Below are 19,111 nucleotides of genomic sequence, written 5' to 3' on the forward strand. Positions count from 1 at the left end.
TTCAGCATGTGCTCGCCTCCACGTCGACTCGTTACGCCGACTCCTGTGGGTCACGCTACAGAAGGCCCGGTCTGTGCAGGGCCAGAGTCGAGAATCGCAAGCAAAGCGTAATCAATCCACTACCTTGGGCGACGGGCGGCCCACGCGACCGTGTTCTTCAGCCCGGTCGCCAGGTCGGTGCGCGGCTGCCAGCCGAGCCCCTCATAGGCGGGCACCGGGTCGACCGCCATGGCCGGCAGGTCGCCCACGCGCGGCGGCGCGAACCCTGGCTTGTCCTGCGCGTCGGCCGCGTCGGCGATCAGCGCGTGCAGCCTGCGGTCGGTGGTCTGGATGCCCGTGCCGAGGTTGAACCTGCGCCCGTTGCCCTCGGCCCCACAAGCACGGACGAAGCCGTCGACCACGTCCTCGACGTAGATGTAGTCGCGGGTCTGCGTGCCGTCGCCGTAGAGCACCGTGGGCGTGCCGCCGAGCAGGCCGTCGGTGAAGATGGCCACCACTCCGGCCTCGCCTTCTGGCGACTGGCGCGGGCCGTAGACGTTGGACAGCACGAGCGTGGTGTATTCGATGCCGTAGAGCGCCTTGAAGGTGGCGAGGTAGGTCTCGCCGCTCAGCTTGGAGGCGGCGTACGGCGAGCGCGGGTCGGTGGCGGCGTCACCGGGCACCGGGATCGTGGCGGGCCGGCCGTAGACCGCGACGGAGGAGGCGAAGACCACCTTGCGGGTGCTGGCCTCCTGCGCGGCGGTCAGGACCGACGCGGTGCCCTGGACGTTCACACTGGCGTCGTGGACCGGGTCGGTGACGCTCTTACGCACGCTGATCTGCGCGGCGAGATGGCAGATGACCTCGGGCCGCAGCTCGGCGGCCAGCTCGATCAAAGCCGGATCGCGGACATCGACCTCGTGCAGGCGGAAGTGGTCATGCGTGGCCGCGTCGGCCAGGTTGTCCCGGCAGCCGGACGAGAAGTCGTCGACGACCGCCACGTCGTGCCCATCCGCCAGCAGGCGGTCGACGAGATTCGAACCGATGAACCCGGCACCCCCGGTGACAAGCACGCGCATGGGGGAATCCTAGTCGGACAGCTCCGACCTCACCTGCGCGATGCGGGCCAGCACTTTGGAGCGCAGGTCGCCGGGGACCGGGTCGCAGCCGCAGTGTTTGGCCACGAGCGCCTTGATCGCCTTGTCGAGGTCATATTCCTTCAGGCACGGGCTGCACTCTTCGAGGTGCACGCGGATGTCGACCACGTCGCCCTCGGTCAGCTCGCCGTCGAGATAGGAGTAGACCTTGTCGAGTACTTCCCGACAGTCGGTGTCATGCGGGTTGCCACAGCTCATTTCGATCCCTCCGCCGGGACCAGGCCGCGCTCGCGGGCGTAGTCCTCGAGAAGTCCGCGGAGCTGCCTGCGACCGCGGTGCAGCCTGGACATCACGGTGCCGATCGGGGTCCCCATGATGTCGGCGATCTCTTTGTACGGGAAGCCCTCGACGTCGGCCAAATAGACCGCGATCCGGAACTCCTCGGGCAGGACCGCCAGGGCCTGCTTGATATCACCGTCGGGGAGATGCTCGAGCGCCTCGACCTCAGCCGACTTCAGGCCGCTCGACGTGTGCGACTCAGCGCGGGCGAGCTGCCAGTCCTCGATCTCCTCGGTGCCCGACTGCTTGGGCTCGCGCTGCTTCTTGCGATAGCTGTTGATGAAAGTGTTGGTCAGGATCCGGTAGAGCCACGCCTTGAGGTTCGTACCTTCCTGGAACTGGTGGAACGAGGCGAACGCCTTGGCGAAGGTCTCCTGAAGCAGGTCCTCCGCGTCCGCTGGGTTCCGGGTCATCCGGAGCGCCGCGGAGTAGAGCTGCTCGAGGTAAGGCATGGCTTCGCGCTCGAACCGCTCACTTCGCTGTTCCAGAGTCTCCGCGCCTGTCGCGGGCACCGGACCCACCCCCCTAAGATCACCGGTGGCCGGCTGTTGCGGTACACCGTACTCAGGGGAGAATACCCGCTCGTCACGGACCGGTCCGTCACTGGGGAGGGGTTCGAGCAATGTGAGCATGCACGTCGCAACACGCCCGCGCCCTCGTCTGTTCCCGCAAGATAGAAGGTGACGAACGACCCGGTGCGGGGAAAACCATACGTACCGGCTGGTAGCCATTTTCCCGGAACCCAGGAGTCGCGTGTGCTGCCCATTCCGGCCGAGGAACTGAACGGCTCAGGGACGCTCGGGCCGTACTGGACCTTCTACCGCGCCGTTGTCGCCGAGCAGCTGACCCGGTGGCTCCCCGACCAACCCTCTGTCGTACTCGATCTGTCAGGGGGCCGGGGACGCTGGTCCGGGCAGGCCGCCCGAGCCGGGCACCGGGTGATCGAGCTGCTCGACTTCCGCCGCTCCACCTCGTTGTCGTTGACCTCTGCGTCGTTGACCTCTCAGTCGTTGAGTTCTCAGTCGCTCAACTCCCAGTCGCCGAGCTCCCCCTTGATGCCCGACCCGCAGGCGCGGCTGCGCGACGCCGGGCGCGTCCGTCACGTACGCGCCGACGACCTGGCCTTCCTCCCCGACGAGAGCGTGGACGCGGTCGTCGCCGAAGAACGTGCCATGTCGATCGAGCTCATGGCCGAGTCGGCGATGAGCGACGTGTTCCGGGTGCTGCGGCCCGGCGGCCGGGCGCTGATCTGCGTCGACTCCCTGGTGCTGGGCATGGCGATCCTCGCCGAGCAGGAGCAGTGGCAGCACCTGCGGCAGACGGGCGAGGTCATGCTGGTGCCGTGGCCCGACGGCAGCATCACCCGCTGCTTCAGCAGCGCGCAGCTACGCGAACTGCTGACCGGCGCCGGTCTGGAGGTGGAGTGGGTACGCCCGCGCACCGTGCTGTCGCCCTCCACCGTCGACCACGTGCTGGGCTCCGACGCCAGGTCGCTGGCCTGGCTGGTGCGCACCGAGCTCGACGCGCACCCGGACGACGACGACACGGTCGGCATCCACCTCGTGGCCAGCGCCCGCAAGACCTAGTCTGCTTGTTGGCGGTACCGCCAACGAAAGTACCGCTAGCGGCGGCGTTCCTGCCTGCCCTGGCACTCCACGCACCGCGCCGCCTCCGGACGGGCCTCCAACCGGCCCTCCGGGACCGGCTTGCCGCAGTCGACGCACCTGCCGTACGTGCCTTCGTCCACGCGCTTGAGCGCCTCGATCACGGCCCTGCGCTGCGCGGTGGCCACGGTGAGCATGGCCTGGGCGCGGTCGGCGTCGGTCAGGTCGGACCCCGCGTCGGCCGCGGAGTGCTCGCGGATCGCGACGGGGTCGCCCTGCAGCACCCCGATCGATCGGTCCAGGTCGGTGAGCATCTTCTCCAGCTGCTTACGAGCGGTCGCGTCGTCCACGGATCCGCACCTCCGGGTAAAGGGGGGCAAGCCGCAGCGGGACTCCCCGGAAGTCCTACCCGGCGCGTTGGGGGGCATGTGTGGCGGTGACTCCGGGTGAACGGATGCATCGCTTTCCCCACCGAATGCCCACTAAGCGTGGCTCTTACACCTCTAGCGGAGAGCGGTTTCCTCCTCCGGGGGCAGGGGTTTGATGAGGTCCGGGCCGTTGTTGCGAACATTGTTGACATCGGTGGAAACGGCCACCGCCGTCAGCCGCCCGGTGTCGGCCGGCACCAGTAGACCCGAAGCCTGCTCGGGGTCGGTGAGCTTGGGGTCGAGCCACTCCGCCCAGCGCTCCTGCTCGATCATCATCGGCATCCTGTCGTGGATGCGGCCCAGGTCGTCCTCGGCGTCGGTGGTGATGACCGTGCAGGTCACCAGCCACTTCAGCGGATCGTCATCGTCGCGCGACTTGTCCTTCCAGAACTCGTACAGGCCCGCCATCGCCAGCACCCCGCCGTCCTCCGGGTGGATGAAGTACGGCTGTTTCTTCTTCTTGTCGCCCTCGACCGGCATCCACTCGAAGTAGCCGTCGGCCGGCAGCAGGCACCTGCGCTTGGCGAACGCCTGGCGGTAGGACGGCTTCTCGGCCACCGTCTCGATCCGCGCGTTGATCATCCGTGAGCCCACCGACGGGTCCTTCGCCCAGGCCGGCACCAGCCCCCACTTGACGATCCGCAGCTGCCGCACGGCCCGCTCGGCGTCCTTCGGGACCCGGCTGAGGACGGCGTAGACGTTCTTGGTGGGCGCGACGTTGTAGTCGGGCCCGAGCTCCTTGTCGGGGTCACCGTCGAGCTCGACCTGGAACTCCTCCAGCAGCTCGTGCTTCTTGCGCGCCGACGCGTATCTCCCGCACATGTCCCCACACTGCCATGTACAACCCGCGACCGCATGCGCGGCCGTCCGGGTCATCGGCAGCCGTGAACTTCACAAGCGCCAGTATTCTTTGACCATGCCCGCACCGCACTGGCCCGCACCCACCGCGACCGCTCCCGTGATCGCGTCGATCCACCTGCCCGGCTCCAAGTCCGTGACCAACCGCGCGCTGCTCCTCGCCGCGCTGGCCGACGGCCCCGGCATGGTGCGCCAGGCACTGCGCAGCCGCGACGCCGACCTCATGGTGGCGGCGCTGCGTGCCCTGGGCGCCACCCTGACACCGGTGCACGAGACCACGGCCGCCGTCGACTGGCAGGTGACCCCCGGCCCGATCCGTGGCGGCGCGAGCATCGACGCGGGCCTGGCGGGCACCGTCATGCGCTTCGTACCGCCGATGGCCGCCCTGGCCGACGGCCCGGTCGCCTTCGACGGCGACCCGCACGCCCGCAAGCGCCCCATGGGTCCCATCCTCGACGCCCTGCGCGCGCTCGGCGCCCGCGTCGACAACGACGCCCTGCCCTTCACCATCCACGGCCCGCTGGCGGGCGGCGAGGTCACGCTCGACGCGTCGGGTTCGTCGCAGTTCGTCTCGGGGCTGCTGCTCACGGCGGCGCGCTTCGAGAAGGGCGTCACGATCCGCCATGTCGGCCCGCCCGTGCCGTCGCAGCCGCACATCGAGATGACGATCCAGATGCTCAGGGCGGCCGGGGTGACGGTCGACGACAGCGAACGCGACATCTGGCGGGTCGAGCCGGGACCGATCGCGGCCAGGGACCTGGCCGTCGAGCCCGACCTGTCCAACGCGGCGCCCTTCCTCGGCGCGGCTCTGGTCACGGGCGGCACGGTCACCATCCCCGGCTGGCCCCACACGACCACGCAGCCGGGCGACGCCCTGCGCTACCTGCTCACCTCGATGGGCGCCACGGTCCGGCTGTCCCCGGCGGCACACGAGGCGGCAGGCGAGGCCGGCTCCCTGACCGTGACCGGCACCGGGCGGATCGAGGGCATCGACGCCGACCTGCGCGAGGTGGGCGAGCTGACGCCGACGATCGCCGCGCTGGCCACACTGGCGAGTTCGCCGTCCCAGATCCGGGGCGTGGCGCATCTGCGCGGCCACGAGACCGATCGCCTGGCCGCCCTGGTCACCGAGATCACCCGGCTGGGCGGCGACGCGGAGGAGACCGACGACGGCCTGCTCATCCGGCCCCGCCCGCTGCACGGCGGCGTCTTCCACAGCTACGACGACCACCGCATGGCCACGGCCGGTGCGGTCATCGGGCTGGCGGTCCCGGACATCGAGGTGGAGAACATCGCGACGACGGCCAAGACGCTCCCGGAGTTCGTCCAGATGTGGACGACCATGCTGAGCGAGCGATGACCACCCGACCTGCCGGTCCGCCACCCACGGGCACCCGCCCGACGCGGATGCTCGGGCGGGCGGCCAGGCCGGTCGGCATGGTGGGATGGACACGCGGGCACAACCGATGCGGTGGAGCGGCGCGCGCGCACGATTCGCTGGGCACCCCGCCCGGTGGGGCAACATGTGGACAGGACCGCCGCGATGGACGGGCGGCGCACGGTGACATGGGGGTAGACCGCTGAGAAAGCGGGAGTACGACGAGGACGACGTACGGGTCAGGCCGGGCAAGGGCTCACGGCCGCGGACCCGGATCCGGCCTGCGCATGAGGACGCCGTGGAGGGGTTCGTGGTCGCCGTCGACCGGGGCCGCTACACCACACTGGTCGAACCCGAACGCGCCAAGGGATCGGCCCAGAAGCGCAAGCAGCCGGAGCGTCGCCTGGTCACCGCCATGAAGGCGCGCGAGCTCGGCCGCAAGGGCATCGTCGTCGGCGACCGGGTGGCCCTCGTGGGCGACGTCTCGGGCCGCCCCGACGCCCTGGCCAGGGTCGTACGCGTCGAGCCGCGCACATCGATGCTGCGCCGTTCGGCCGACGACGTCGAGGACACCGACGGCATCGAACGCCCCGTGGTGGCCAACGCCGACCAGCTGGTCATCGTGACCGCGCTCGCCGACCCGCCGCCCCGGCCGCGCATGATCGACCGGATCCTGGTGGCCGCCTTCGACGCCGAGATCGAAACACTCCTCTGCCTCACCAAGTCGGACCTGGCGCCGCCCGACGAGCTGGTGGCGATGTACGAGCCGCTCGGGGTGTCGCACGTCGTCGTCCACAAGGGCGGCTCGCTCGACCAGCTCCGCGACCACCTGACCGGCCGCCTCAGCGTGATGGTCGGCCACTCGGGCGTGGGCAAGTCGACCCTGGTCAACGCCCTGGTCCCGGCCGCCAACCGGGCGGTCTCCCAGGTCAACGCCGTCACCGGCCGGGGCCGCCACACCTCGACCTCGGCCGTGGCCCTCGAACTCCCGGAGGGCGGCTGGATCATCGACACGCCCGGCGTACGCAGCTTCGGCCTGGCCCACGTGTCGGTCGAGACCGTCCTCGCCTCCTTCCCGGACCTCATCGAAGGCTCGGTCAACTGCCCCAAGGGCTGCACCCACCTGGACGCCGACTGCGCGCTGGGCCCCTGGGTGGCGGCCGGGCACGCCGAGCCGGCCCGCCTGGAGTCCCTCCGCCGCCTCCTGTCCAGCCGCGAAGGCACCCCGGACGACGGCACCTGAGATACCAATCCGGGACCTATCCGAAGAATCACCCATCCGTCGGCGGACGGGACTTACCAGAAATGCAGCGCCGCTCGACTGATGTTCGGGAGGTAAGTCACGGTAGCGTGGCTCATCGTGACGGGTTATAACGATGATCTACGTCTGGCGCATGTCATGGCGGACCACGCCGATGACCTGACCATGCGAAGGTTCAAGGCGGTCGACCTCAAGGTCGACACCAAGCCGGACCTCACGCCGGTCAGCGATGCCGATCGCGCTGTCGAGGAGGCCATTCGCGGCACCCTCCGGCGGGCCCGGCCGCGTGACGCGGTCGTGGGCGAGGAGTTCGGCAAGACGGGCTGGGGTGCCAGGTCCTGGATCATCGACCCGATCGACGGCACCAAGAACTACGTGCGCGGCGTGCCCGTGTGGGCGACGCTGATCTCGCTGATGGAGTACGGCCAGGTCAAGGTGGGTCTGGTGTCCGCCCCCGCCCTGGGCAAGCGATGGTGGGCGGCCACCGAGGGCGGCGCCTGGACCGGCAAGAGCCTGACCAAGGCGACCCGGATGCGCGTCTCGTCGGTCTCCGATCTGGAGAACGCGTCCTTCTCCTACTCCAGCTTCAGCGGCTGGGAGAAGATGGGCCGCCTCGACAACTTCCTCGACCTCGGGCGGGCCTGCTGGCGCACTAGGGCCTATGGAGATTTCTGGTCGCACATGATGGTCGCGGAGGGCTCGGTGGAGGTGTCCGCCGAGCCGGAGTTGTCGCCGTGGGACATGGCGGCCCTCACCGTGATCGTCGAGGAGGCCGGGGGCAGGTGGACGGACCTCGCGGGCGTCCCCGGTCTGGAGGGCGGCAGCCTGGTCTGCACCAACGGCCTCCTGCACGACGAGGTCCTCAGACGCCTGAACGCCTCATAGCGCCAGCACCCGCGCCACGGCAGCCAGCAAGCTGTCGCGATAAGTCCCACCAAAGAGCACCACGTGGACGAGCAGCGGATGCAGCTGATGCAGCGGCACCCGCTCCCGCCACCCGTCCGCGAGCGGCGCCTCCTCCTGGTAGGCCCCCAGGATCCGATCCAGATAGGGCGCCCCGAACAACGCCAGCATCGCCAGGTCCGTCTCCCGATGCCCGCCGTGCGCCGCCGGGTCGATGAGCACCCCGCGTCCGTCCGACCAGAGCACGTTCCCGCTCCACAGATCGCCGTGGATGCGCGCCGGCGGCTCCGGTGGCCCCGCCACCTCGCTGAACCGTGACACGGCCCGTTCGATGAGCGCCACGTCCCGCGCGGGCAGCCGCGCCTGGCGTACGAAGGGCAGCACCCGGCGGGTGGCGTAGAAGGTGGGCCAGTCGTCGGCGGGCGAGTTGTCCATCGGCAGGTCGGCGATGAAGCCCGGCCAGGGCGCGCCGAAGGCGGGCGCGCCGGCGCGGTGCAGCCGCGCGAGATCGCGCCCGAACCGCTCGGCGGCCGCCGCCGTCGGCGCGGAGGTGTCCACCCATGACAGGACGAGCCGATCCCGGGAGACCTCGACCACCTCCGGCACGGCGATGACCTCACCCAGCCACCGCAGCCCTTCCGCCTCGGAAGTGAACACCGGAGAAACGGCTCCGGTCTTGGCGAACACCACGCGCCCGTCGTCGAGCACGCCCCGCTGCAGCCGCCACCCGTGAGAGGCCCCGAGGTCCTCAGTCGATCTCATCGGCGATGTGCTTCGCGAGGCCACTAGAAGCGGCCTCGACCAGCCGCAGCACCTCCACGAAACCGTCGGCCTCACCGTAGTAGGGATCGGGCACCTCGGCGCCGTCCGGCGCGTCGGGGTCGAACGAGCGGAACAGCCGCACCTCCACACCCTCGGGGGCCATCCGCCGCAGGAACGACAGGTTGTCCCGGTCCATGGCCAGCACCAGGTCGTAGCGGTCGAACCACCCCGAGGTGAACTGCCTGGCCCGGTGCGCGGAGCCGTCATAGCCGTGGTCGGCCAGTGTCCGCAGAGCCCGCGCGTCCATGGGATCGCCCGCGTGCCAGCCACCGGTGCCGGCGCTGTCGACGACCACCTGTTCATCGAGTCCGTGGTCGGCCAGAGTCCGCCTGAGCACGGTCTCCGCCATAGGTGAACGGCAGATGTTTCCCATGCACACCAGGCATACGCGATAGGTCATACCTCCCATCATGAGGGTGACCAGGGCCGTTCACCGTCCGTTCACCCTTGGTAGGGGGATTGAGTCACTTTGGCTGCATAACTTCGTAGCGACTAAGGACCGAGTGGGAGGAAACCCAACCGTGAAGTATGCAGGCCGGCTCGCCGCCGTCGCCGTCGTCGGCGCGCTCTCGCTCGCTGCGTGCGGCACAGACAACAACAGCGGCGCCGACGCCACCGCGTCCGCCGGTGCCACCACCGCCGCGGGTAACGACAACGGTCTGAGCGGCACGATCAACGCCGCCGGATCCTCGGCCCAGGCCAACGCGATCGACCAGTGGAAGAAGGACTTCCAGAGCAAGAACCCCGGGGCCAGCCTGAACTACCAGCCCAGCGGTTCGGGCGCGGGTGTCCAGGCCTTCATCCAGGGTACGGTCGCCTTCGCGGGTTCCGACTCGGCCCTCAAGGACGACAAGGGCGAGCCCGCCCAGGCCGACGCCCGGTGCAAGACCGGCAAGGCCATCAACATCCCGATGGTGACCGGCCCGATCGCGGTCGTCTACAACCTCCCGGGTGTCGACGGGCTGCAGCTGTCCCCCAAGACTCTCGGCGGCATCTTCAGCAGCAAGATCACCAAGTGGGACGACGCGGCCATCAAGGCCGACAACCCGCAGGCCAAGCTGCCTTCGACGCCGATCCAGGCCTTCCACCGGGCTGACGAGTCCGGCACCAGCGACAACTTCACCAAGTTCCTCAAGGCCACGGCCGAGTGGCCGTACGAGCCCGCCAAGGCGTGGCCCGCCGAGGCCAAGGGCCAGGGCGCCAAGGGCTCCGACGGCATCGCCTCCTCGGTGAAGGGCGCCGAGGGCTCGATCAGCTATGTCGAGCTGTCGTTCGCCGAGAACTCCCAGCTCCAGAAGGCCAAGGTCGCCAACGGCGCGGGCGAGTTCGTCGAACTGAACTCCGACAGCGCCGCCAAGACGATCGAGACCGCGGAGATCAAGGGCACGGGCAACGACCTGAAGCTCGGCATCGACTACGCCACCAAGACCGCGGGCGCGTACCCGATCGTCCTGGTGACGTACGAGATCACCTGCGAGAAGGGCCTGCCCGCCGACCAGGCGAAGCTGGTCAAGTCCTTCCTCACCTACACCGCCAGCGACGAGGGCCAGGCCGCGCTGAAGGACCTCGGTTACGCCCCCCTCTCGGGCGATTTGCTGACCAAGGTCCGCACCGCTGTCGAGGCGATCTCCTAGCAGCCGATGACGTCCAACGTTCGTACCCGTGATGGCGGACCGGCCACGAGCCGGCCCGCCTCGCGGCGCAGCCATGGTGAAGGGCCCTTCCGTTACGCCGCCACCGGCGCGGGCGTCATCCTGCTGGGGATCATGGCGGCGATCGCCGTCTTCCTCATCAGCGAGGCGATCCCCGCCCTGCAGGCGAACAAGGGTCACTTCTTCTCCGAGCTGGTCTGGGACCCGAACGGCAGCCAGGTCTTCGGCATCGCCGCCCTGGCGTTCGGCACCGTGCTCAGCTCGGCCCTCGCGCTCGTCATCGCGACTCCCATCGCGGTCGGCGTGGCGCTGTTCATCTCCCACTACGCGCCCCGCCGCCTGGCCGGGCCGCTCGGCTACCTGATCGACCTGCTCGCCGCCGTCCCCAGTGTGGTGTACGGCCTGTGGGGCGTGGTCTTCCTGGTGCCGCTGCTCAAGACGCCGTCGCAATGGCTGAACGAGAACCTGGGCTGGTTCCCGCTCTTCGCCGGCGAGGGCGCCATCGGCGGCAAGACCATGATCGCGGGATCCATCGTCCTGGCGATCATGATCCTGCCGATCATCGCGGCCATCTCCCGCGAGGTCTTCCTCCAGGCTCCCAAGATGAACGAGGAGGCGGCGCTCGCGCTCGGCGCCACCCGCTGGGAGATGATCCGGATGGCCGTGCTGCCGTTCGGCCGTCCCGGCGTCATCAGCGCCGCGATGCTCGGCCTCGGCCGGGCGATGGGCGAGACCATCGCGGTAGCGCTGATCTTCCCCGCCACCTTCGACATCACCTTCGAGATCCTCACCCCGCACGCCAACAGCATCGCGGCGAACATCGCCAACGGCTTCGGTGAGGCCACCCCGATCGGCAGGGGCGCGCTGATCGCCTCCGGCCTGGTGCTGTTCGTCATCACCCTGCTCGTCAACATAGCGGCCCGCATGATCATCAACCGCCGCAAGGAGTACGCGAGGGCCGCCGCATGACCGCGATCCAGCACATCTCGACCAGCCGCCGCATCAAGGACCGCGTCGTCCAGGGGCTGGTCTACCTGGCGTTCGCCCTGGCCGTGGTGCCGCTCGTGTCCGTGCTCTGGCTGGTGATCAAGAACGGTCTCGGGCGCTTCGACCTGGACTTCCTCACGCACTCGATGCGCAACATCGGCGCCCGCGACGCGGGTGGCGGTGCCTACCACGCGATCATCGGCACGCTGGAACAGGTCCTGCTCGCCTCGATCATCTCCGTCCCCATCGGGCTGCTGACCGCGATCTATCTGGTCGAGTACGGCAACGGCGGCCGGTTGAGCCGGTACATCAGCTTCTTCGTGGACGTCATGACCGGCGTCCCTTCTGTCGTCGCCGGCCTGTTCATCCTGGCGTTCTGGGTCCTGTTCCTGGGCCAGCCGTTCTCCGGGTTCGCCGGTGCGCTGGCGCTGTCGATCCTGATGATGCCGACCGTGGTCAGATCGGCCGAGGAGATGCTCCGCCTGGTCCCGAACGACCTGCGCGAAGCCTCGTACGCGCTGGGTGTGGCCAAGTGGCGCACGATCATGAAGGTCGTCCTGCCGACCGCGCTGACCGGCATCATCACCGGCGTCATGCTGGCCGTGGCCAGAGTCGCCGGCGAGACCGCGCCGCTGCTGCTGACCGTGTTCTTCACCGACTCCATCAACAACGACCCGTTCAGCGGGCCGCAGATGGGGCTCCCCCTGTTCGTCTTCGACCAGGCGGGACGTCCCAACGACACCGCCGTGGATCGGGCCTGGACCGGAGCCCTCACGCTCATCCTGATCGTCATGCTGCTCAACCTGGTCGCGCGCCTGATCGCCCGGTGGCGCGCACCCGCCAGAGGCCGATAAGGGGTAAAGCCACTATGTCCAAGCAGATCCAGGTCTCAGGCCTCGACGCCTACTACGGGAGCCACAAGGCCATCGAGGACGTCTCGATGACCATCGAGCCGCGCTCGATCACCGCGTTCATCGGCCCGTCCGGGTGCGGCAAGTCGACGTTCCTGCGCACGCTCAACCGCATGCACGAGGTCATCCCCGGCGCACGCGTGGAGGGCAAGGTACTGCTCGACGGCGAGGACCTGTACGCCTCCAGCGTCGAGCCGGTCTCGGTGCGCCGGATGATCGGCATGGTCTTCCAGCGTCCCAACCCGTTCCCCACAATGTCGATCTACGAGAACGTGGCCGCCGGGCTCCGGCTCAACGGCCGCGTCGCCAAGTCGGAGATGGACGGCGTCGTCGAGACGTCACTGAAGGGCGCCAACCTCTGGAACGAGGTCAAGGACCGCCTCAACAAGCCCGGCGCGGGCCTGTCGGGCGGCCAGCAGCAGCGACTCTGCATCGCCCGGGCCATCGCGGTCCAGCCGCAGGTGCTACTGATGGACGAGCCCTGCTCCGCGCTCGACCCGATCTCCACACTGGCCATCGAGGACCTGATGGCCAAGCTCAAGGACGACTACACGATCGTGATCGTCACCCACAACATGCAGCAGGCCGCCCGGGTCAGCGACCGGACCGCCTTCTTCAACCTCGCCGAGCAGGGCAAGCCCGGCAAGGTCGTCGAGATGGACGAGACCTCCCGCATGTTCACCAATCCCACAGAGAAGGCGACCGAGGACTACATCACCGGGCGCTTCGGCTGATGATCCACCAGCAGGCGGCATCCAGTGTGAACGGGGACACGAGGACGAAGCCCATCCTGCTCATCGCGGACCCGGACAACGGGGTCGTGGAGGACGTGGCCACCGCCCTCGAACGCGAGGGCGTCTCGGTCACCGGCGTCCCCGACGGCGCCCAGGGCCTGATCCAGGCCGGGGCGCTGCAGCCTGACGTGGTACTCGTGTCGGCCACGCTGCCGGTCATCGGCGCCGTCGACTTCGTACGGGCGGTACGGCTCTCAAGGTCCGTGCCCGTTCTGCTCGGCGTCGGCGAGGGGCACGCCGAGCAGGCCGTACAGGCGCTCGCCGCCGGTGCCGTCGCCTGCGTGGCCAGGCCGTACCGGGTGCCGGAATTATTGCCGTTCATCCACGCGGCCTCCCCGGAGGGCCGCGAGGTGCTGGTCGTGGGCGGCGTCGAACTCGACGCGCAGGCCTACCAGGTACGGGTGGACGGACGGGTCGTGCACCTGCCGCTGCGCGAGTTCGAGCTGCTGCAGTATCTGATGCGCAACGCGAACCGCACGGTCACGCGCGAGCAGATCATGCGGCATGTGTGGCACACGGTGTCCAGCACCTCGACGAACACCATCGCGGTGCACGTCAAGCGGCTGCGGGCCCGGCTGGGCGACGACGAGGACGCACTGATCCAGACGGTCCGCGGCGTGGGCTACCGCCTGATCGCCCCCGCCCCCTCCGACTCTGTGTGACCCTGCTCGGCTCGTACGACCGGCATGGCCCTGTGCGGCCCTGCACGGCCCCGGCGAGACCCTGCTTGGCCCTGTGTGGCCCTATGCAGCTGTTCAGCTCTGTGCGACTACGTTCCGCCCCGCTTAACCCTGCTTAACCCCGTTCAGCCGGTGGGACGCCCCATCCGGCCCCGTGTGCCCCCCATGCGGTCAGGCGTGGCACGATCGGCCCTGCCGTGGCCCCGTGCGGTCAGGCGTGGCACGATCGGAAAGATTTCATGATCCGCTCGGCCACGCCCTGAACGGTCGCGATGCCCTGGCCGGTGTCGGCGTTGTTCTCGGTCAGTACGGCCAGCGCATAGTCATGGCCGTGGCCGTGGATGAGGCCGACGCTGACGATGGCCCAGCGCTTGGTGGACACGCGCTTCAGCCAACCGTTCTTCAGCGCGACATGGTCGCCCTTGCACTTGGCAGCGCTCACGCCCCAGTTCTGGCCGTCGATCACCTTGCCCATCAGCCTGAGCACCTGCGCACGATCCTTGGCCCGGAGCGGGCTCTTGGCCGACACGAGGGCCTTCATCAGCCGCACCTGGTCTTCGGCCGAGGTGCTGGTGATGCCCCAGCAATACAGGTCGACGCAGTCACCCGGAACTCCCTGAGTGTGGCGGAGCCCGAACTTCTTGCCCGCCTTCGTAAACCCGGCGGCCCCACCGATGCGCAGCCAGAGACGGTCGGCGGCGTGGTTGTCGCTGTAGCGGATCATTACGTCGGCGTCGTGCCTGGTGGCCTTCGAGAGCTTGTGCCAGGGGGTCTTGAGGAGGAGCGTCATGAGGATCTGCACTTTGGCGGTGCTCGCGGTGATGAGGTGTTCGTTGCGGTGATAACGATAGAGGCGCCCGGTAGTGAGATCTTCGACCATGGCTGTGACAGGCCCCGGACGCCCGGCCAGGTAACGATCGAGCCGCTTGGTGATCTTCTTGGCCGCGATCGGCGGATCCGGCTTGAGCTTCTTACGATGCTTCACCGGCGCAGGGACCTCGACCAGCGCCTGCCGCTGGACCAGGACCGGGGCCTGCTGGTGGAAGGCGGCGGGACGCTGGACCGACTCTCGCTGGGGTGGCGCCGGCCAGACGCCCAAGAGCAGCAGGAGAAACCCCGTTAGGGCCACGCGGAAGAATCCCCCGACGCCCCTGCCCCCGACCATTCGTGAATTATCACGAATGGTGCTGATGTGACGCTAGTGGCCAGTGGTGCCCAGTTTGACGATCAAGTCGACGCCACAGATGTCCCATTCGGCAACCCCTGCGGGTCGGCCTCGCCCTGCGGGACCGACTCGCTCAGTGGGTCGGCCTCGCCCTGCGGGACCGACTCGCTCAGTGGGTCGGTCTCGTTCTGTGAGGCTGCCCGCTGAGTGAGGCGGCCCCGCTCAGTGGGCAGCTACCTGGCAGCCCGGCCTGGCCAGGGCGAGCACGAGCTGCCAGCGCGGCTGTTCCCGCAGGAGGTGCTCACCAACGAGCTCGGTCAGTTCGAACGGGCGCACGGACGCCAACGTTCCTGCGCTCGCACGGACACCAGGGGCTTGCTCGCGCGAACACCACAATCTCGCTAGCCGGCCAAGTCGTATTATCTCGAGTTCCTACTGACGGACGGATGGCTCAGGTCAGGAGCCAGACCAGGAGTCCGGTTCGGGTCGGGACTCCAGCTCGGGTCGGGACTCCAGCTCGGGTCGGGAGTCCTGTTCGGGTCAGGACTCCAGCTCGGGTCAGGAGTGGACCTCGGGTCAGGAGTGAGGCTCGGGGTCTTCAAGGGTCGGGATCGTGGGAGAGAGCAGGGTGTCGGCGTGCTCGCTCAGCCGGCCACGTACAAGCCGGTAGACGCGGAACTCCTTCGAGTGAGCGCCTTCGTCGTCCCAGAGGTGGAGCAGCCCGTAGGAGCCGGGCGCGATCTGGCCGACCCGCTGGAACAGCTCGATGATGATGCCGCTCCAGCCGCCGTCGCGGTTGGGCTGGCCGGCTACGTGCAAGGAGGGAATGCCGTTCAGCCAGCGCAGGTCGATCAAACCGTAGTCGGGGAGCTGCGCCAGATAGGCACGGATATCCTCCACCTGCCGCTTCAGGAGGCCGTCGGAGCCGTCGTCGTCAGCGCGGGCCGTCTGACGGATGGTCACCCACCCGTGGTACTCCATCACCGCCATCCTCCTCCCGACGTCGCCGTGCCTCATCACCCTCGCAGTCCCCTCCGACCTTCGCCATCCCTCCAGCAGGCCGCCTCGTGCGGTCCGAACTCTCCGGGCGCCGAGAACAGCACGAGGCCCGGGAACGGACCCCTAACCCATAACGCAAGAAAGGTTCCCACGCGCCAAGCCGTCCCTACCCGCGTTCGCCGTCTCTCCGGCAGGCCGCCTCGTGCGGGCCGAGCCCTCCAGGCCCGGGAACGGCCCAACGCCCCATAACGCGAAAAAGGGCCCCACGCCCAAGACGTGAGACCCATCACCGCAAACGAGCCGAGCGCTCTGGCGCCCGTAAGCCCTGACCGAGCCCAGCGCGCCACCACCCTCCCGCACAACCCTTCCGCCCCCGACCCCCCGGGAACGACCCGTACCGACCCGTAACGCAAAAGAAGGACCCCAACGCGCAAGGCGCAAGACCCAACAACGCAGAAAAGGGCCCCACAAGGCACAGCGCGCAAAACCCCACAACGCGCAAGACCCCGCAACGCGCGAGGCCCCATAACGCAGAAAAGGGCCCCACGCGTGTGCGTGGAGCCCTTCCCCGTCATCAAAGATTGTCCGGCGGTGACCTACTCTCCCACACCCTCCCGAGTGCAGTACCATCGGCGCTGGGAAGCTTAACTTCCGGGTTCGGAATGTAACCGGGTGTTTCCTTCCCGCCATAACCGCCGTAACCCTATGAAACTGTCAAACACAACCAACCAACCAGCCTGTGTTTGTTGTTTCAGAATCACATAGTGGACGCGAGCAAGTATGCTTTGTGGTCAAGTCCTCGGCCTATTAGTACCGGTCAGCTCCACACGTTACCGTGCTTCCACCTCCGGCCTATCAACCCGGTCGTCTACCGGGAGCCTTACCCACTCTCATGGTGGGAGACCTCATCTCAAGGCGAGCTTCCCGCTTAGATGCTTTCAGCGGTTATCCCTTCCGAACGTAGCCAACCAGCCGTGCACCTGGCGGTACAACTGGCACACCAGAGGTTCGTCCGTCCCGGTCCTCTCGTACTAGGGACAGCCCCTTTCAAGTCTCCTGCGCGCGCAGCGGATAGGGACCGAACTGTCTCGCGACGTTCTAAACCCAGCTCGCGTACCGCTTTAATGGGCGAACAGCCCAACCCTTGGGACCTACTCCAGCCCCAGGATGCGACGAGCCGACATCGAGGTGCCAAACCATCCCGTCGATATGGACTCTTGGGGAAGATCAGCCTGTTATCCCCGGGGTACCTTTTAGCCGTTGAGCGACACCGCTTCCACACGCCGATGCCGGATCACTAGTCCCAGCTTTCGCTCCTGCTCGACCCGTCAGTCTCACAGTCAAGCTCCCTTGTGCACTTACACTCAACACCTGATTGCCAACCAGGCTGAGGGAACCTTTGGGCGCCTCCGTTACCCTTTAGGAGGCAACCGCCCCAGTTAAACTACCCACCAGACACTGTCCCCGATCCGGATCACGGACCAGAGTTAGACGTTCAAAACGACCAGAGTGGTATTTCACCAATGACTCCACCCGAACTAGCGTCCGAGCTTCCCAGTCTCCCACCTATCCTACACAAGACGCTCCAAACGCCAATGTCAAGCTGTAGTGAAGGTCCCGGGGTCTTTCCGTCCTGCTGCGCGTAACGAGCATCTTTACTCGTAGTGCAATTTCGCCGGGTCTGCGGTTGAGACAGCGGGGAAGTCGTTACGCCATTCGTGCAGGTCGGAACTTACCCGACAAGGAATTTCGCTACCTTAGGATGGTTATAGTTACCACCGCCGTTTACCGGCGCTTAAGTTCTCACCTTCGCCAACCCGAAGATCGGCTAAGCAGTCCCCTTAACGTTCCGGCACCGGGCAGGCGTCAGTCCGTATACATCGTCTTACGACTTCGCACGGACCTGTGTTTTTAGTAAACAGTCGCTTCCCCCTGGCCACTGCGACCCCCACCAGCTCACAGAGCTAGCCTGATCACCAGCAGAGGTCCCCCTTCTCCCGAAGTTACGGGGGCAATTTGCCGAGTTCCTTAACCGCAGTTCACCCGATCGCCTTAGTATTCTCTACCTGACCACCTGAGTCGGTTTAGGGTACGGGCCGCCACAACACTCACTAGAGGCTTTTCTCGGCAGCATAGGATCATCCACTTCACCACAATCGGCTCGGCATCACATCTCAGGATTCATGCGAGGCGGATTTGCCTACCTCACTCCCTACATGCTTACCCCAGGACAACCATCGCCTGGGCTGGACTACCTTCCTGCGTCACCCCATCGCTTACCTACTACCCGATCGGATCGAGCGTTCAGCCTCACCCCTAGTCCCGAAGGACATCAGAGGACTTAAGGACTCTTAGCATCACGAGGTTCGATATGGGCGCATTGAAGCGGGTACGGGAATATCAACCCGTTGTCCATCGACTACGCCTGTCGGCCTCGCCTTAGGTCCCGACTTACCCTGGGCGGATTAGCCTGCCCCAGGAACCCTTGGTCATCCGGCGCGAGGGTTTCTCACCCTCGATTCGCTACTCATGCCTGCATTCTCACTCGTGTACGCTCCACGGCTAGATCACTCTGCCGCTTCACCGCATACACGACGCTCCCCTACCCATCAACACAGACGAATCTGCATCAATGCCACGACTTCGGCGGTGTACTTGAGCCCCGCTACATTGTCGGCGCGGAATCACTTGACCAGTGAGCTATTACGCACTCTTTCAAGGGTGGCTGCTTCTAAGCCAACCTCCTGGTTGTCTCTGCGACTCCACATCCTTTCCCACTTAGCACACGCTTAGGGGCCTTAGTCGGTGATCTGGGCTGTTTCCCTCTCGACTACGAACCTTATCGCCCGCAGTCTCACTGCCACGCTCTCACTTACCGGCATTCGGAGTTTGGCTGACGTCAGTAACCTTGTCGGGCCCATCAGCCATCCAGTGCTCTACCTCCGGCAAGAAACACGCGACGCTGCACCTAAATGCATTTCGGGGAGAACCAGCTATCACGGAGTTTGATTGGCCTTTCACCCCTACACACAGATCATCCCCCAGGTTTTCAACCCTGGTGGGTTCGGTCCTCCACCCAGTCTTACCTGAGCTTCAACCTGCCCATGCGTAGATCACTCCGCTTCGGGTCTACAGCATGCGACTCAAACGCCCTCTTCAGACTCGCTTTCGCTACGGCTCCCCCACACGGGTTAACCTCGCCACACACCATAACTCGCAGGCTCATTCTTCAAAAGGCACGCAGTCACATCACA

18 protein-coding genes and 2 rRNA genes are annotated in these 19,111 nt (G+C 67.1%); 9 read left to right on the plus strand and 11 right to left on the minus strand.

The annotated features are described in order from the left end of the window. Positions 1–119: 119 nt before the first annotated feature. The 3 genes from ACGFJ2_RS15635 to ACGFJ2_RS15645 are packed head-to-tail and all read right to left on the minus strand — an operon-like array spanning position 120 to position 1,936. Positions 120–1,058 carry an NAD-dependent epimerase/dehydratase family protein gene (locus tag ACGFJ2_RS15635; RefSeq protein ID WP_393468473.1) on the minus strand — a complete coding sequence of 313 codons (939 nt, stop codon included), beginning with the start codon at positions 1,056–1,058 and terminating at the stop codon, positions 120–122. A 9-nt stretch (positions 1,059–1,067) separates the two neighbouring features. Next, positions 1,068–1,334: a mycothiol system anti-sigma-R factor gene (gene rsrA / locus ACGFJ2_RS15640; protein WP_225301833.1), complete on the minus strand. Its 267-nt coding sequence runs from the start codon at positions 1,332–1,334 to the stop codon at positions 1,068–1,070. Then, the gene (locus tag ACGFJ2_RS15645) at positions 1,331–1,936 is read right to left on the minus strand and encodes a sigma-70 family RNA polymerase sigma factor (RefSeq protein WP_214640210.1); all 606 of its coding nucleotides are present in this window, start codon (positions 1,934–1,936) and stop codon (positions 1,331–1,333) included. The genes rsrA and ACGFJ2_RS15645 overlap by 4 nt, the downstream gene beginning before the upstream one ends. Before the next feature lie 234 nt (positions 1,937–2,170). On the opposite strand from ACGFJ2_RS15645, the gene ACGFJ2_RS15650 reads away from it, so the two are divergent. Then, on the plus strand, positions 2,171–3,001 hold the full coding sequence (locus ACGFJ2_RS15650; protein WP_393468476.1) for a methyltransferase domain-containing protein: 831 nt from the start codon (positions 2,171–2,173) through the stop codon (positions 2,999–3,001). A gap of 35 nt (positions 3,002–3,036) precedes the next feature. Here ACGFJ2_RS15650 and ACGFJ2_RS15655 read toward each other — a convergent pair whose 3' ends face one another. Then, positions 3,037–3,369, minus strand: coding sequence for a TraR/DksA C4-type zinc finger protein (locus tag ACGFJ2_RS15655; RefSeq protein WP_357949551.1), 333 nt, complete (start codon positions 3,367–3,369; stop codon positions 3,037–3,039). A gap of 153 nt (positions 3,370–3,522) precedes the next feature. Then, positions 3,523–4,269: an SOS response-associated peptidase gene (locus ACGFJ2_RS15660; protein WP_357949549.1), complete on the minus strand. Its 747-nt coding sequence runs from the start codon at positions 4,267–4,269 to the stop codon at positions 3,523–3,525. A 94-nt stretch (positions 4,270–4,363) separates the two neighbouring features. On the opposite strand from ACGFJ2_RS15660, the gene aroA reads away from it, so the two are divergent. From aroA to hisN, 3 genes are all read left to right on the plus strand, one after another. Then, positions 4,364–5,665, plus strand: a complete 1,302-nt coding sequence (gene aroA, locus ACGFJ2_RS15665) for a 3-phosphoshikimate 1-carboxyvinyltransferase (protein WP_393468480.1) — start codon at positions 4,364–4,366, stop codon at positions 5,663–5,665. 220 nt (positions 5,666–5,885) lie between these two features. Next, the gene (gene rsgA / locus ACGFJ2_RS15670; protein WP_357950738.1) at positions 5,886–6,926 is read left to right on the plus strand and encodes a ribosome small subunit-dependent GTPase A; all 1,041 of its coding nucleotides are present in this window, start codon (positions 5,886–5,888) and stop codon (positions 6,924–6,926) included. A 117-nt stretch (positions 6,927–7,043) separates the two neighbouring features. Then, a complete protein-coding gene (gene hisN / locus ACGFJ2_RS15675) occupies positions 7,044–7,829 on the plus strand; it encodes a histidinol-phosphatase (RefSeq protein WP_357949544.1) in 786 nt (261 codons plus the stop codon). Here the strand turns inward: hisN and ACGFJ2_RS15680 are convergent. Together ACGFJ2_RS15680 and ACGFJ2_RS15685 are read right to left on the minus strand one after the other, a co-directional pair. After that, positions 7,824–8,609, minus strand: a complete 786-nt coding sequence (locus ACGFJ2_RS15680) for a fructosamine kinase family protein (RefSeq protein ID WP_393468483.1) — start codon at positions 8,607–8,609, stop codon at positions 7,824–7,826. The genes hisN and ACGFJ2_RS15680 overlap by 6 nt on opposite strands. Beyond that, positions 8,596–9,018, minus strand: a complete 423-nt coding sequence (locus tag ACGFJ2_RS15685) for a low molecular weight protein-tyrosine-phosphatase (protein WP_393468486.1) — start codon at positions 9,016–9,018, stop codon at positions 8,596–8,598. The genes ACGFJ2_RS15680 and ACGFJ2_RS15685 overlap by 14 nt, the downstream gene beginning before the upstream one ends. A 172-nt stretch (positions 9,019–9,190) precedes the next feature. Here ACGFJ2_RS15685 and pstS point away from each other — a divergent pair, with 172 nt between their 5' ends. The 5 genes from pstS to ACGFJ2_RS15710 are packed head-to-tail and all read left to right on the plus strand — an operon-like array spanning position 9,191 to position 13,675. Then, positions 9,191–10,303 (plus strand): phosphate ABC transporter substrate-binding protein PstS, encoded by a 1,113-nt coding sequence (gene pstS, locus ACGFJ2_RS15690; protein WP_357949536.1) that lies wholly within the window; start codon positions 9,191–9,193, stop codon positions 10,301–10,303. Between the two features lie 6 nt (positions 10,304–10,309). Beyond that, entirely contained in the window at positions 10,310–11,290 is a 981-nt protein-coding gene (gene pstC, locus ACGFJ2_RS15695; protein WP_357949533.1) for a phosphate ABC transporter permease subunit PstC, read from the plus strand. Beyond that, positions 11,287–12,162 (plus strand): phosphate ABC transporter permease PstA, encoded by an 876-nt coding sequence (pstA, locus tag ACGFJ2_RS15700; protein ID WP_357949530.1) that lies wholly within the window; start codon positions 11,287–11,289, stop codon positions 12,160–12,162. The genes pstC and pstA overlap by 4 nt, the downstream gene beginning before the upstream one ends. A 14-nt stretch (positions 12,163–12,176) precedes the next feature. Beyond that, the gene (pstB, locus tag ACGFJ2_RS15705; RefSeq protein ID WP_357949527.1) at positions 12,177–12,953 is read left to right on the plus strand and encodes a phosphate ABC transporter ATP-binding protein PstB; all 777 of its coding nucleotides are present in this window, start codon (positions 12,177–12,179) and stop codon (positions 12,951–12,953) included. A 26-nt stretch (positions 12,954–12,979) separates the two neighbouring features. Then, entirely contained in the window at positions 12,980–13,675 is a 696-nt protein-coding gene (locus ACGFJ2_RS15710) for a response regulator transcription factor (RefSeq protein WP_357949524.1), read from the plus strand. 229 nt (positions 13,676–13,904) lie between these two features. Here the strand turns inward: ACGFJ2_RS15710 and ACGFJ2_RS15715 are convergent, their stop codons facing one another. The 4 genes from ACGFJ2_RS15715 to ACGFJ2_RS15730 all read right to left on the minus strand — a co-directional run. Continuing rightward, positions 13,905–14,858 carry a serine hydrolase gene (locus ACGFJ2_RS15715; protein ID WP_393468492.1) on the minus strand — a complete coding sequence of 318 codons (954 nt, stop codon included), beginning with the start codon at positions 14,856–14,858 and terminating at the stop codon, positions 13,905–13,907. 576 nt (positions 14,859–15,434) lie between these two features. Further along, positions 15,435–15,839, minus strand: a complete 405-nt coding sequence (locus ACGFJ2_RS15720) for an Imm7 family immunity protein (RefSeq protein ID WP_393468543.1) — start codon at positions 15,837–15,839, stop codon at positions 15,435–15,437. A 601-nt stretch (positions 15,840–16,440) separates the two neighbouring features. Further along, a 5S ribosomal RNA gene (gene rrf / locus ACGFJ2_RS15725) occupies positions 16,441–16,557 on the minus strand. An 87-nt stretch (positions 16,558–16,644) separates the two neighbouring features. Next, positions 16,645–19,111, minus strand: a 23S ribosomal RNA gene (locus ACGFJ2_RS15730); the annotation flags it as partial.

Origin of the sequence: Nonomuraea sp. NPDC049028 (genome assembly GCF_043197735.1) — a bacterium.
Classification (GTDB): domain Bacteria; phylum Actinomycetota; class Actinomycetes; order Streptosporangiales; family Streptosporangiaceae; genus Nonomuraea.

Excerpts from the sequence above, each read along its gene's own strand:
- ACGFJ2_RS15635 (WP_393468473.1), bottom strand. The coding sequence starts at position 1,058 with ATGCGCGTGCTTGTCACCGGGGGTGCCGGGTTCATCGGTTCGAATCTC.
- rsrA (WP_225301833.1), bottom strand. The coding sequence starts at position 1,334 with ATGAGCTGTGGCAACCCGCATGACACCGACTGTCGGGAAGTACTCGAC.
- ACGFJ2_RS15660 (WP_357949549.1), bottom strand. The coding sequence starts at position 4,269 with ATGTGCGGGAGATACGCGTCGGCGCGCAAGAAGCACGAGCTGCTGGAG.
- aroA (WP_393468480.1), top strand. The coding sequence starts at position 4,364 with ATGCCCGCACCGCACTGGCCCGCACCCACCGCGACCGCTCCCGTGATC.
- ACGFJ2_RS15680 (WP_393468483.1), bottom strand. The coding sequence starts at position 8,609 with ATGAGATCGACTGAGGACCTCGGGGCCTCTCACGGGTGGCGGCTGCAG.
- ACGFJ2_RS15685 (WP_393468486.1), bottom strand. The coding sequence starts at position 9,018 with ATGGCGGAGACCGTGCTCAGGCGGACTCTGGCCGACCACGGACTCGAT.
- pstC (WP_357949533.1), top strand. The coding sequence starts at position 10,310 with ATGACGTCCAACGTTCGTACCCGTGATGGCGGACCGGCCACGAGCCGG.
- pstA (WP_357949530.1), top strand. The coding sequence starts at position 11,287 with ATGACCGCGATCCAGCACATCTCGACCAGCCGCCGCATCAAGGACCGC.
- pstB (WP_357949527.1), top strand. The coding sequence starts at position 12,177 with ATGTCCAAGCAGATCCAGGTCTCAGGCCTCGACGCCTACTACGGGAGC.
- ACGFJ2_RS15715 (WP_393468492.1), bottom strand. The coding sequence starts at position 14,858 with ATGGTCGGGGGCAGGGGCGTCGGGGGATTCTTCCGCGTGGCCCTAACG.
- ACGFJ2_RS15720 (WP_393468543.1), bottom strand. The coding sequence starts at position 15,839 with ATGGAGTACCACGGGTGGGTGACCATCCGTCAGACGGCCCGCGCTGAC.